This window comes from Bradyrhizobium sp. B039 (genome assembly GCF_038965675.1).
Taxonomy (GTDB): Bacteria; Pseudomonadota; Alphaproteobacteria; order Rhizobiales; family Xanthobacteraceae; genus Bradyrhizobium; species Bradyrhizobium diazoefficiens.
In genome coordinates, this window is record NZ_CP152416.1 from 1,165,581 (window position 1) to 1,178,970 (window position 13,390).

General features: G+C 62.0%; 11 protein-coding genes. 7 read left to right on the plus strand and 4 right to left on the minus strand.

The genetic code is table 11. The features are described from left to right. Position 1 precedes the first annotated feature (1 nt). Together AAFG50_RS05370 and AAFG50_RS05375 are read right to left on the minus strand one after the other, a co-directional pair. Positions 2-550, minus strand: a complete 549-nt coding sequence (locus AAFG50_RS05370) for a sigma-70 family RNA polymerase sigma factor (RefSeq protein WP_011090521.1) — start codon at positions 548-550, stop codon at positions 2-4. Then, positions 550-783, minus strand: coding sequence for a NepR family anti-sigma factor (locus AAFG50_RS05375; RefSeq protein ID WP_028173820.1), 234 nt, complete (start codon positions 781-783; stop codon positions 550-552). Before AAFG50_RS05375 ends, AAFG50_RS05370 begins: the two co-directional genes overlap by 1 nt. Positions 784-1,011: 228 nt before the next feature. On the opposite strand from AAFG50_RS05375, the gene AAFG50_RS05380 reads away from it, so the two are divergent. Beyond that, a complete protein-coding gene (locus tag AAFG50_RS05380; protein ID WP_028173821.1) occupies positions 1,012-1,818 on the plus strand; it encodes a response regulator in 807 nt (268 codons plus the stop codon). A 69-nt stretch (positions 1,819-1,887) separates the two neighbouring features. Here the strand turns inward: AAFG50_RS05380 and AAFG50_RS05385 are convergent, their stop codons facing one another. After that, the gene (locus AAFG50_RS05385; RefSeq protein WP_028173822.1) at positions 1,888-2,679 is read right to left on the minus strand and encodes an energy transducer TonB; all 792 of its coding nucleotides are present in this window, start codon (positions 2,677-2,679) and stop codon (positions 1,888-1,890) included. 183 nt (positions 2,680-2,862) lie between these two features. Between AAFG50_RS05385 and AAFG50_RS05390 the strand changes: the two genes are divergently transcribed. Together AAFG50_RS05390 and AAFG50_RS05395 are read left to right on the plus strand one after the other, a co-directional pair. Beyond that, a complete protein-coding gene (locus AAFG50_RS05390; protein WP_028173823.1) occupies positions 2,863-3,462 on the plus strand; it encodes a nuclear transport factor 2 family protein in 600 nt (199 codons plus the stop codon). Positions 3,463-3,987: 525 nt separating this feature from the next. Then, positions 3,988-7,617 (plus strand): hypothetical protein, encoded by a 3,630-nt coding sequence (locus AAFG50_RS05395; RefSeq protein WP_028173824.1) that lies wholly within the window; start codon positions 3,988-3,990, stop codon positions 7,615-7,617. A 111-nt stretch (positions 7,618-7,728) separates the two neighbouring features. Here AAFG50_RS05395 and AAFG50_RS05400 read toward each other — a convergent pair whose 3' ends face one another. Then, a complete protein-coding gene (locus AAFG50_RS05400) occupies positions 7,729-9,510 on the minus strand; it encodes an adenylate/guanylate cyclase domain-containing protein (protein ID WP_028173825.1) in 1,782 nt (593 codons plus the stop codon). Positions 9,511-10,191: 681 nt separating this feature from the next. Between AAFG50_RS05400 and AAFG50_RS05405 the strand changes: the two genes are divergently transcribed. The 4 genes from AAFG50_RS05405 to AAFG50_RS05420 all read left to right on the plus strand — a co-directional run bounded on the left by AAFG50_RS05405 (position 10,192) and on the right by AAFG50_RS05420 (position 13,326). Beyond that, positions 10,192-10,602 (plus strand): hypothetical protein, encoded by a 411-nt coding sequence (locus tag AAFG50_RS05405; RefSeq protein ID WP_028173826.1) that lies wholly within the window; start codon positions 10,192-10,194, stop codon positions 10,600-10,602. A gap of 135 nt (positions 10,603-10,737) precedes the next feature. Beyond that, positions 10,738-12,615, plus strand: a complete 1,878-nt coding sequence (htpG, locus tag AAFG50_RS05410) for a molecular chaperone HtpG (protein WP_028173827.1) — start codon at positions 10,738-10,740, stop codon at positions 12,613-12,615. Positions 12,616-12,741: 126 nt separating this feature from the next. Then, complete coding sequence (locus AAFG50_RS05415; RefSeq protein ID WP_028173828.1) at positions 12,742-13,023, plus strand: DUF3551 domain-containing protein; 282 nt, start codon at positions 12,742-12,744, stop codon at positions 13,021-13,023. A gap of 33 nt (positions 13,024-13,056) precedes the next feature. Beyond that, positions 13,057-13,326 (plus strand): DUF3551 domain-containing protein, encoded by a 270-nt coding sequence (locus AAFG50_RS05420; RefSeq protein ID WP_028173829.1) that lies wholly within the window; start codon positions 13,057-13,059, stop codon positions 13,324-13,326. Positions 13,327-13,390: the final 64 nt, after the last annotated feature.

Sequence of the window (13,390 nt, forward strand, 5' to 3'; positions counted from 1 at the left end):
GCTATCCGCCGCTGCCGCCGATCACGGCGCGCACGGTCTCGTCGGGCCCGAAATCCTCGGCGCCGTCGACATAGAGCAGCGCGGCGAGCTTCGAGCGCGCCCGGTTGACCCGGCTCTTGATCGTGCCGACCGCACAGCCGCAGATCGAGGCCGCGTCCTCATAGGAGAAGCCGGACGCGCCGACCAGGATCAGCGCTTCGCGCTGGTCCTGCGGAAGCTTCTCGAGCGCGGTGCGAAACTCCTCGAACTCGAGATGCGCGTTCTGCGAGGGCTGAGTCTTCAGCGTCTTCGCATAATTGCCCTCGGCGTCCTCGACCTCGCGCCGCCGCTTGCGATAGTCGGAGCGGAACAGATTGCGCAGGATCGTGAACAGCCAGGCCGGCAGGTTGGAGCCGGGCTGGAACGAGTCGATGTTGGCAAGCGCGCGCAACAGCGTTTCCTGCACCAGATCGTCGGCGCGGTCGGCGTTGCCGCTGAGCGAGATCGCGAACGCGCGCAGACTTGGCACGGCCGCGAGGATGTCGTTACGCAGGGAGTCCGTGAGAGGCATTAATCCCTCCCATTGTTGTTGTCGTTGGATCCGCCCTCATTTCCCACTTGGGATGTCGCTCCCGGCGCATCAAGCTTCTTGATCAGTTCTGCGAACCGATCTGGAACCCCCTGCCGTACGACGTCGTCGTACATGGCGCGGAGCTGATGCCCGATCCGGGATTGGATCTCCGGAGTGAGCCCTCCCTTGCCGGGGGTCGTGCTTTTGCTGGCTTGAGACTTGAGATCTTTCATGACCTGTTCCACGTTTCCCCGAGTTAAGTGACTGTAAATTCGAGAAGTTTCCTCAACCGGGAGCCGTTCCCTGGATAGGCACAATTCCAGGTTCGAGAAAAAGTTCCGCCGGCTGCGGAACTTTTCTTACCCTGAGGCGTAGTCAGCCCCAGCAGGGGAACCCGGGCCTCCCCTCGTGATGTCTCTAAAGTCTTCTCTAAGGTCGGTCCGAAGATGAATGGAGTGGGGATGTCCCGTTCACAGCTTGTCGCTGAACACTTGCCGTTGTTGCGCCGGTATGCACGCGCCCTGACGGGCAGCCAGGCTTCCGGCGACGCCTATGTCGCAGCCATGTTGGAAGCCATGCTCGGTGATCCCGCCGTGCTCGACGAAAGCCATGGCCCGCGCGCGGGCCTGTTCCGGCTGTTCACCCAGATCTGGAATTCCGTCTCCGTCAACGACGACGCCGAGGTGACCACCCTGCCGATGCCGCCGGAGCGGCGGCTGTCGAACATCACGCCGCTGCCGCGGCAGGCCTTCCTGCTGCTTTCGCTCGAGGGATTTTCGGAAGAGGAGGTCGCCTTCATCCTCAGCACCGATGTCGCCGAGACACGGCGGCTCGCGGACGCCGCGGGGCGCGAGATGGCGGCGGAGATCGCCACCGACGTGCTGATCATCGAGGACGAGACCTTCATCGCCATGGACCTCGAGAGCCTGGTGAAGAATCTCGGCCACAACGTCGTCGGCGTCGCGCGCACGCATGCCGATGCCGTGGCGCTGGCCAAGAACAGGCGGCCGGGCCTGATCCTCGCCGACATCCAGCTCGCTGACGGCTCGTCGGGGCTCGACGCGGTCAACGAATTGCTGCGTACCTTCGAGGTGCCGGTGGTGTTCATCACCGCCTACCCGGAGCGCTTCCTCACCGGCGAGCGCCCGGAGCCCGCGTTCCTGATCTCGAAGCCGTTCCAGCCGGCGATGGTGTCGGCGGTGGCAAGCCAGGCGCTGTTCTTCCAGCGCAACTCGCGCAACCGCACGCCCAAGGCGCCGGCGGCGTAAGAAGACCTGTATCGAACAAGAAGACGGTGCGTCGCAAGGCGCGCCGTTTTTTGTTTGCCGATACCCTGTTCAACAACCTCGGCAGACGCTGTTGATCTTGGCCTTCAATTTGGCCTCGTCCGCCCACGGCCCGGGCTCGACCAAGCGTTGCACGCCGTCGAGAGTCATGAAGATGGTAATCCGCTGGAGGTCGTCCTTGGCCTCGGGAGGCGGCTTCGGGAATGGTTCGCTTCGCTCCACCATTTTGAGAGCTGCTGCATCCAGGGGCGGGGAGCCTGTGCTTTCCACCAAAGCGTGCGAGATCAATTTGCCCGAGCGGTCGATCACGAATGTGACGCCAGCATTGCCTATCTGACCCATCGCCTCCGAAGGAAACACCCTGTGACGCCAGACATGTTCGGTGGCCACCTTCCGCCAGGCGGCCATGGCATCCTCCTCCGTGAGCACAGGACCGGGCCTGCTCAGCACTAGCCCGGAAGGTTGCAGCTGGAATTGACGGCCATTGAAGACAATCGGCACTGTCAACGTGAGTGACTCATCCTTGAGCTCCGAAGGCGGCGCCGGAAACGGTTGGGCACGAGCGACGATCTGCAGCGCGGCAACGTCGAGTGGCCGAGAGCCGGTGCTTACGGCCAGAGCCTGTGAGATCAACCTGCCGGACCGGTCGATGACGAATGTGACCCTGGCCTCGCCGGTTTGCCCCAGTGCTTCAGCCGGAAATTGACGGTAGCCGGCTATGTGCGCCGACAGTCTTGCCTTCCAGGCCGTCGCGCGTTCGGTCTGCAAATCTGTTTGCGCGTGTGTGGGGGAAACCGCGAGTAATCCGAGAAACGCGGCCAATAAAGGGAATTTCATCTGCATCGGTGCGGATATTAGTCGCGGCCAGGTTGATTGCAAGGCTCGTTGCTCGTATCGCGTTTCTCTCGCTGTGGGCAATTCGAACGGTGGTGAAGCATCGGGCGCTTGACGGCAACCCAATTGCCCCGTTGATACGTCGGGCCGATGACATCCATCGCAGCCTCAAGCCGCCCGGAGAGACGTACCATGGACCCGCAACTCCTCGATCGTCTCGCCATCCGCGACCTCGTCGAAAACTGGGCGGTCTGGCGGGATGCCGGCGACTGGGAGCGGTTTGCGACCGTCTGGCACGAGGAAGGCTGGATGTCCGCCACCTGGTTTCAGGGGCCGGCGCGGGATTTCATCCGCGTCAGCCAGGAGGGGTTCGCAAAGGGCGTGCGCATCCTGCATTTCCTCGGCGGCACCAGCATCGATCTGTCCGGCGAGCACGCCATTGCGCAGACCAAGATGACCATCTCGCAGCGCGCTTTGGTGCACGACGTGCTCTGCGACGTCGTCTGCACCGGGCGCTTCTACGATTTCCTGGAGAAGCGGCAGGGAAAATGGGGCATCGTCCGCCGCCAGCCGATCTACGAGAAGGACCGGATCGACCCGGTCGATCCCGCCGCGACGCTCCGCCTCGACCAGCAAGCGCTCGCCGCGCTGCCCGAAGGCTACCGCCATCTCGCCTACATGCAGGAGCTGATCGGCTACAAGGTGAAGCGCGACATGCCGGGCCTCACCGGTGCCGAGGTCGAGAAGCTCTACGGCGAGGGGCGGGAGTGGCTGGCGGGGAAGGCGAAGTAAGCCCCGGACCAGAGTAAGCGCGACTGGCTTTGTGCCGGGCGGCTCCCGTCGATATCTTGTTGCGCATCGTTGCCGATGAGCTCTCCAGGAAGCTTGGGTTGCCGATCATCGTTGCGGCAGAGCCGGTGCGAGGGAAACATTGCGGCAGATGCCGCCACGCATCGCGATGATAGCCTGTTGCCGCTGCGTAGAGGCTCCGAGAGTGGCCAGCGTAGCGCGGAACGATAACGGAACTTTCGATGCGCTATGATCGGCTTCTCACGCGGATGCCTCGCGCAAATCTTGAATGCGCGTGGTCGCCGTAATTTTCGTTACGCTGCTGATAAATTCATCCGGCAATACTCGCGCGCGCGCACGTCACGGCATTGTCAGCAGAGAACGCGCAAGACGCCGTTCAAAATCTTCATTGAAAAATAGGGTCTGCTTGACAGGCATTCTCAGCTAGCGCAGTTTTAGGTTGAATGGTCGTCGCATGATTTTGCTTTGCTCGTTTGATTTTCCAAGCACCGAACGCGGAGCATTCGTATGACGGTTATTCCTCCCGCCAGTGGCATGACGCTCCATGACGGCGACACGATGGATGTCAGTGGCGGCATCTCCGTCGATAGCACGACGATCCTGGCCGGCGCCTTGCAGACGGTCGGCGGATCCTTCGCAACGAGCACGGCAACCCACACTGTCATCAACGGCGGAGAACAGGACGTCGTCTTTGACGGCGTCGCCAGCTACACGACCATCAACGCGGGCGGCGTCCAGCGTGTCACGGGCGAATATATCCATGAAGGTCCAACCCCGGGCGAGGTCGATCACACCACGATCAATGGCGGCGGCGAGCAGGACGTCGACACGGGCATCGCAACGACGACGACCGTCAATTCCGGTGGCGTTCAGAACGTGACGAATGGCGGCAGCGCCAGCGGCACCATCGTCAATTCTGGCGGTGTTCTCAGGGTTTCGGGTGAAACTGTGGAAACGGCGCCCGTGTACCCGGAGCCGGTGATCCGAAGCGTGGCGACCGTTGCAACCATCAACTACCAGGGCGAGCTCGACGTCACTGGCGGCGGGACCGCAGTGAACGCCATCGTCAACGGCGGCGTCATGACTGTCTCGGGATCGATCCCGGATCCGTTCGCCAATGTCCCCGGCCAGCCGGCCGTCGACGCCAGCATGGCGACCGGCACCATCGTTGAAGGTTTTGGAACATTGACGGTGTCGGACGGAGCGTTGGTGTCGGGCACGATACTCCAGAACTTCGGCACGCTGAATGTCGATGCAGGTGGCACGGCAACGGGCACGACGATCAATTACGGAACGATGGTGCTGTCCGCGGGCGCGACGGCGATCAACACGACCGTCAATCAGTACGGCGGGCTTGTCGTGCTTGGTAACGCCGATTTTTCGGGCACGGTCTTCAACGCCGGCAGCACATTGCAGATCGGCAACGGCACGATTGAAAACGGATTCACTGTCCCGAAGAGCGTGACGCTGGCCGTCCTGGACGGTGGTGTGCTCAGTAACAGCGTCATTTCCGCGGGCGCAACGCTCATCGCTGAAGCTGGCGCGACGCTGTCCATCACGACCTTCCAGAGTGGCGCAACGTTTGTTGCCGACTATGGCTACACGGAAAACGGCTTCACCGTATCGGACGGCATCTTGTTCAAGGTGTTCGGTACGGCCACGAACACGACGATATCAGCGGGCGGTAAGCAGATCCTGGGCAACTACGACTTAGGGGCCACCGCCAGCAACACGGTCATCAATGGCGGCGAGCAGAATGTCGGGCTTGCATCCACCGCGAGCTACACCACGATCAACACGGGCGGTATCCAACGTGTCGCCGGCATTTACCTGCACGATGCGCCGGGTCCAGGGCGGGCCGATCACACCACTGTCAACAATGGCGCCGAGCAGGACGTCGATACCGGCATCGTGACGTCAACCACCGTCAATGCCGGGGGTGTCCAGAATCTCACCAATGGGGGCTTTGCCAGCGGCACTGTCGTCAACTCGGGTGGTGTCATCAACGCTTCGGGAGAGACGATCTATTATCCTCCCGGAGGCCCGTACGGCATCGTCTTCAGAAGCGAAGTCGATTTTGCCGTTGTCGGCAGCGGCGGCCAATTGCACCTGTTCGGGGCGGGGATCGCCAAGAAAGCCACCATCAATGGTGGCGTGATGACGGTTTCGGGATCCGTTGCAGACCCTACGAACGACCCGAGTGCACCGGCGGTCGACGCCAGCGCGGCGAGCGGGACAGTCCTCAACTCAGGAAGCGTCTCTGTCTCGGACGGCGGCATCGTCACCTCCACTATCCTGAACGGCGGCACGCTTGATGTGCTCGATCAGGGCACCGCGAACGCTTCGACGGTTCTTCGTGGAGCCACAGAACTCGTCGAAGCCGGTGGCATTGCCGGCGCGACCACGATCGCCGGCGGCACGCTTGATCTCAAGGCCGGCGCGATTTCCGATGACACGATCACCTTCTCTGGCCAAGGCACGCTCAAGATCGAGCAGAAGCTGGTTTCGGGCTCATCGGCCTTTGCAAGCCAGATCAAGGGCATCGCGCTCGGTGACCAGATCGACCTGTCCGGGCTGTCCTATACGAGCGGCGCAACGGTGACTGTATCCGGCTCGAAGCTCACGGTCAGCAACGGTGCGGCCAGCGAGACCTTTACACTGGCGGATACTTCGGTCACGCGCTTCGGCATCGCGAAAGACAGCTCCGGCGGCATTCTGCTGACAGCCGCGGCCTTGCCGGCCATCGCTGGAGCCGTATCGGGACAAGCGACCAGCAACCAAGCTGCTATCAATCCATTCGCGACCGTAACGATCACGGATCCAAACGCAGCGGCAACGGACAGCCTGATCATCACGCTCGCAGGTGCGGCTGGCATCCTGTCCGGGTCAGGACTGATCTCGCTTGGAAACGGAACCTACGAGCTGGCGGCAACCAGCGCTGCCAACCTGACCGCCGAGTTGCACGCCCTCACGTTTGTAGCCTCGCCGCACGGAGATGGCAGCGTAACGACCACGTTCACTCTGAGCGACACAAGCAGCGTCGGCTTGACCGTCAGCGACACCAACACCTCTGTCACGGACACGCATCAAGCCGGTACCACGACGATCGACGGCCCGGCCTCCGGTTATGCGATCATTCAGGGTACGACGGGCAACGACATCATCCACGCCTATGGCATGTTCAATACCATCCACGGCAATGGCGGCAGCGACACGATCTACGCCGGATTATACGGTACGGTTGATGTGCCGAGCGGCGACAGCGCCGTCTATCTGCAGGGGATCGTCAACCACGTCACCGGCGGCAACGGCAATGTTACGGTGACGGGATCGACAGGCGCCACGACGATTGCGCTCGGTAACGGCAATGACACCATCGACGCCAGCGGATACGGGAACGTCATCACGCTGGGTAACGGCAACGATATTGTCCATCCCGGTGACGGTGCAAGCCAAACGACCGCCGGCAACGGCAACGACCGGGTGACGCTCTCTGGATATGGCAACACGGTCATGCTGGGGAATGGCAATGATGTCGTTGCGGGTGGAGATGGCGCCAACAGCGTTACTCTCGGTGACGGCAACAATACCGTGAATCTCGGCGGGATGGGAAACCAGATCACCGTCGGCTCGGGAACGAACACGATCATAGCCGGCAGCGGATCGGACAACGTCGTTGCTGGCGCGGGCCACGATACAATCATGCTTGGCGGAGCTGCCAATCACGTGGTGCTCAACGGGTCCCAGGCAAATGTGACAAACCAAATTGGCCAGGACGTCATTACGGTCAATGGCGGGTCAGACCAGTTTAACTTTGCCGGGTTTGGCAATCAGGCGATCATCAATGGCCCGGCCCATGTCGACATCATCGATCACGGCACGGGTCTGACCGTCTCCGTCAATTCCAGCAGCCAGGTCGATACGATCTCCGGATTTGGCAATGACACGCTCGGAATCGTCGCTCTTGCGAACGGTGTGGGCGATTATCACTCCGTCGCCGACATCATGAGCGCGCTTAGGAGCGATGGACACGGCGGGACCCTGCTCGCGCTGGGGAGCGGTTCTAACGCAGGGTCCATTGACTTCGTTGATACCGCGATCAGCCAATTGCACGCATCGAATTTCATGATCGTGTAGAGGCTCAGGATACGCACCCGCTGATGCCAGCTTGATCTGCTTGGTATGGCCTTTCGGCCCGCCCTGATCGCGGCGGCCTCGGCTGCTCGAGAGGCGCGACTGGCATCACAACTATTCCGGAACTCCAGCCATGTGCAGGCCCTTTACGAGGCGCCTGCTTCCTGCGCGGAATGTAGGATCGTCCGAAAGCCAAACATTCTTCAGGCGACGAATGGCGAAAGCGGGATCCAGTGCAAGTCCGTCTCGCTTGGCTGCCACCGCATCATCCATCTTTCCGATGAGGGCTAGAACCGCTGCTGATACAAAATGGGCAACGGGGTAGTTTGGGTTGGCCTTTATGCTTCGCCGTAACCACTCAATCGCCTCGCCCTCGGCTCCGAGGCATAATTTGGCTAAGCCAACGCAGCACAGCCACCGATGTGCGCCGTCGTCACGTGGAGACAGGCGCAATGCATCTCGTACGTATCCCTCCATTTCTTCTGGGTGACCGAGAAGCATTTTTGCGACGCCAAAGAGAGCATGAGCCTCCGCCAAATTTCGGTTCAGAGCCAGTGCGCGCTCGCATTCGGCAACTCCTTTCTCCGCGCGCTGCGTACATACTTGCACGACGCCTAAAGCCATGTGAGCGAGAGCGTGTTGCGGGTCTAACGAAAGCGCTTTCATTGAAGCCGCCTCTGACGCCGCGAAATATCGGCAAGGGTCATCAGCGAAAACAACGCTAGCCATTGCCGCATCGACCAGCGCGATCCCTACCAATGCCTCAACGTTATCCGGCTCAAGTCCCAAGGCCCGCTCAAAGAAGCTTCGAGCCTGCCTCAGGTGAGGAGAAGTCCAACTCTTGTTCCAAAGGGCCATTCCTTGGAAATAAAAGTCCAACGCGCTCGGTTGCAATGAGCGTTCCGCCCGCCGTGCCTCCGCAGCGATAAGTTGGGCATTAAGCGCGTTGGCCAATCTCGACACAATTTCGTCCTGCATCTCGAAGAGATCGGCTAGGGGTTTGTCAAAGCGGTCCGCCCAGAGGTGGCTTCCTGTTTCAGTGTCGACCAGTTGGACATTCACTCGAAAGCGGTCTCCGCTGCGCTGTACGGACCCTTCGAGCACGTAGCGAACGTCAAGGTCGCGGCCAATCTGCTTCAGGTCGATCGGCTTGCCTTTGTAGGTATATGCAGTGTGGCGGCCGATCACGAGCGATCCACTGATGCGCGACAGGTCGGTGGTCAGGCTCTCGGTCACGCCATCGACGAAATAATCCTGCAAGGGGTCGCCGCTAAGATTGGCGAAAGGCAGCACGACAATGGAGAGGCGGGGCGGTGAGCGGGGCACCTTCGCGCCAACGGGTCTTTGGGGGTAGAGGCCATCTAGGAGGGCGGCATAGGTTTGGATCGGAAGATCAATATTCTTGAAAGTCTGCTCTCCACAATTTGCAAACTCAATGCCGACCTTGCCCCTGATGTGATCGTAGGCAGACGAGGAAATGCAGATTCCGCCGGGGTCAGCGATACTCTCTAGCCGTGCCGCGATATTGACGCCGTCACCAAAAACATCATGCGGTTCGACAATCACATCGCCTACATTGATGCCGACGCGAAAGGCAATTCGTCGTTCTTCCGCATCGGCGGCGGTAAGCTCCCTGATGCGAGTCTGAAACTGCACTGCGGCGCGAACCGCTTCGACCGCGCTTGGAAACTCTGCCAAGAACCCATCGCCGGTGTTCTTCACGATCCGGCCTCCGTGTTCGGAGATGGCAGGCGCGACCCCTTCGGCAAGGAGACTTGTCAATTTGGAGTGGGTTGCTTCTTCGTCATGGTGCATTAGCCGCGAATAGCCCGCCACGTCAGCGGCCATTATCGCTGATAGCCTGCGTTCAAGACGAACCGGCCGCTCCTGCTCCATGGCAATATTCCAACCCACTGTCGCTGGTGGCGGATCAGAGAAGTGCCGAACGCGCTGTTCTCGTTTCCATCATGCCCACGCGGAGGCAGGGGGTCAAAATGATAGTGGGTCCAAGTCGCAATTTTTCAGCCGCTACGGCTGATCTAGCGGGCGTTTCCGAAATCCGACCTGCTCTTTTCTCCGCGCCTTCGCGCTCGCAATCCGCTCGAGCTGCCGGCCGCGGCGAAGGTTGATCCCGAATTCGGCAAATACGTCGAGCCTATTGAAGGCCCCCTTGCCCGCCGCGAACTGCAGTAATCTCAAGGCGATGATCGGGCCGGAAACCTCTACCGCGCGTCGCGGACTTCAGGGACGAGGAAAATTCGGCTTGGAAAGAGCTTCTGCCATGGGGCAGAGGCGGCCGAGAGGGTGCCAAAATTCTCTCGCCCAATAAGAAAAGAAAAAAAGTAAGGCGCGACTGGCATCACCACAGTCGCGCCCTACGTCGCCGGCTTATGGGGCAGGGGGGAATAGCCGGCTGTTGATACGACTCCCAGGCGCGGAAGTCGTTCCAGGGCTCCCGAAATATTTTTCGCGGCGCGACCTTTTTCGCACACGGTTAAGTGATCGTGACTGCCGAGAACCCCCGCTCCTCCGGCTGCGTTGTTCCCGCGATCGCCATGGGGCGAGGGGTCGACAGCCATGTCACAGATTCAAAAGGTATTTTTGGGCGCCGCCGCGATTGCCGCGATGCTCGGCGCGGCGCAGGTGCAACTGGCCTCCGGCCATGATCTGGCCGACCGCTGGCAGGCGGTCGCCGACAAGCCCGGCCACGACGTCAATCGGACCGGCAAGGCCGACCGGCTCGCCGAGATCAAGTCGGCGGCGGTTCCCACCCGCACCGTGTCGATGCGGCTGAACGACCTTGCCGATACCTCGGTGCTGCTGCGGGTCCCCGCGGTGATCGAGACCGGCAATGCAAAGCCGCCGGTGACGCTCCAGAACCAGAATCAGAAGCAGGGCCGCAACAAGCCGACCATCGCCTGCGAGCCGATGGTCAGCTCCCTGACCGAGGTCGCCAAGCTGCTCCAGCCGGGCCGCTGCGTGACCTGATCGCCCCAGGCCAAGGGACAGGTCAAGGGACAGGCTGCCTCTGCCGCGGGCAGGGACGGCTGCTCACGTCCTCTTGATCCGCCGTCCCATCGCGTTATATCCCGGTTTTCCCCTTTTGATTGACCGGGTAAACGCATGACGACGTCAGATACAGCTGTGCATACGCAGCCCTTCCAGGCCGAGGTTTCCGAGCTGCTGCACCTCATGGTGCACTCCGTCTATTCGGAGACCGACATCTTCCTGCGCGAGCTCGTCTCCAACGCCTCGGATGCCTGTGACAAGCTCCGCTACGAGGCGATCGAAAGTCCCGCGCTGCTGGGCGAGGGCGACGCGCTCAAGATCCGCATCATCCCGAACAAGACGGCCGGAACGCTCACGATCGCCGATAACGGCATCGGCATGGAGCGGCAGGAGCTGATCGACCATCTCGGCACCATCGCCCGCTCCGGCACCAAGGCGTTCGTCTCGAAGCTGAAGGAGGCCAAGGACGGCCTCGGCCTGATCGGCCAGTTCGGCGTCGGCTTCTATTCCGCCTTCATGGTCGCCGACAAGATCGTCGTCGTCAGCCGCCGCGCCGGCGAGAGCGACGTCTGGAGCTGGACGTCCTCCGGCGGCTCCGGCTTCGAGATCGCGCGGGCCAGCGAGGAAGACGCGGCGCGCGTGACATGCGGCACCGAGATCGTCCTGCACCTGAAGGACGACGCCAAGAAATATCTCGAGACCTACGAGATCGAGCGCATCGTCGGTGCCTATTCCGACAACATCCTGTTTCCCATCGAGCTGGTGCCGGAAGAGGGCGAGCCGCGCCAGATCAACTCGGCGAGCGCGCTGTGGCAGCGATCGAAATCGGAGCTTTCAGCCGAGGACTACAAGAAGGCCTATCAGCAGATCGCCTCCGCCTTCGACGACCCTGCGATGACGCTGCACTACCGCGCCGAGGGCCGCTACTCCTACGCTGTGCTGCTGTTTGCGCCGTCGACCAAGCCGTTCGACCTGTTCGAGCCCTCGCGCAAGGGGCGCGTCAAGCTCTATGTCCGCCGCGTCTTCATCACCGATGATGCCGATCTGCTCCCGGGCTATCTGCGCTTCATCCGCGGCGTCGTCGACAGCGAGGATCTTCCGCTCAACATCTCGCGCGAGATGCTCCAGAACAATCCGCAGCTCGTGCAGATCCGCAAGGCCGTGGCGACCCGTGTCGTGTCCGAGCTCGAGGGCCTCGCCGAGAAGGACGCGGAGAACTTCGCGAAGATCTGGGATGCTTTCGGCGCGGTGCTGAAAGAGGGCATCTACGAGGATTTCGAGCGTCGCGAAAAGCTGCTGGCGCTGTCGCGCTTCACCACCACGACGGGCGAGAAGCGGTCGCTGAAGCAGGTTGTCGCCGATTTCAAGCCGAACCAGACCGAGATCTATTATCTCGTCGGTGACAGCATCGAACGGCTGAAGTCCAACCCGCGGCTCGAGGCGGCGACCGCGCGCGGCATCGAGGTGCTGCTGCTGTCCGATCCGGTCGATGCCTTCTGGACCTCGATGCCGACGGAGTTCGAGGGCAAGCCGCTGAAGTCGCTGAGCCAGGGCGATCTCAATCTCGACCTGATCCCGCGCGTCGACGCGACGGACGAGGCGAAGAAGGACGAGCCGGAGGCGGACGAGGCCGCCACCATCGCGGTGATCAAGGCCGCCCTCGGCGAGCGCGTCAGCGACGTCAAGGCGTCCACGCGCCTCACCAGCTCGGCCTCCTGCCTCGTTGCCGACAGCCAGGGGCCGAGCCGCGAGCTCGAGCGAATCCTGTCGCAGCAGAACCGCGGCATGCGCGCCAAGCCGGTCCTCGAGATCAATCTGCGCCATCCGATGGTGGGGGCGATCACCAAGGCTCAGGCCGGCTCCAAGGCCGTCGACGATCTCAGCCTGCTCCTGCTCGAGCAGGCGCAGATCCTGGACGGCGAGTTGCCGGAGGACCCGGCGGCGTTTGCGGCGAGGTTGAACCGGCTCGTGTTGCAGGGGCTCGGCGGATAGCGCCGCGGCGCACCGCCTCACCTTGCCGTCATCTGTACTTCGGAACAGTCGCCTCCGGCGTGGTGTTATGCCATATCAGGCCGTCGGCACCCGATCCGCCGACGCTACCGATTCGAGGATGTCTCCATGCGTTTGCCGATCCTGACCCTCACCGCGATTGTCACGCTGTTTGCTGCGGCAGATGCGCGCGCCCAGACCTATGACCCGCGCTATCCGGTGTGCATGCACGTCTACACGCCCGGCGGTTGGGGCGGCGGCGGCGACTATTACGACTGCTCCTTCACCTCGCTGCCGCAGTGCCGCGCCACGGCGTCGGGCCGCTCCGCGAGCTGCGACCTCAATCCCTATTACGCTTTTGACGAGCCTCCGCCGCCGCCGCGCCGGCGTCACAAGAAGGTGCAACAATAGCGATCCGCGATGCGGCACGCTGGAGCACTGCTCATGCGTTTCTCGTTCGGCCTGATCGTAAGCATCGGTGCGGTGGTCGCGGCCGCGCCGTCGCATGCGCAAACCTTCGATCCCCGCTATCCCGTCTGCATGCACGTCTATTCCGGCTCGAGCGGCGGCGGCGGGGAGTGGTATGACTGCTCCTTCACCTCGCTGCCGCAGTGTCGCGCCACGGCGGCGGGCCGCGCCGCGACCTGCGATCTCAATCCGTATTATCCGGTCAGCGTGCCGTCGCCGCGCCAGCGTCACAGGCGAAGCGGCTAGCGCTGACTACGCGGCCACCAATCCCTGTGCTTTCACCAGTCGCCAGCGCCTCCTGCGGTTGACC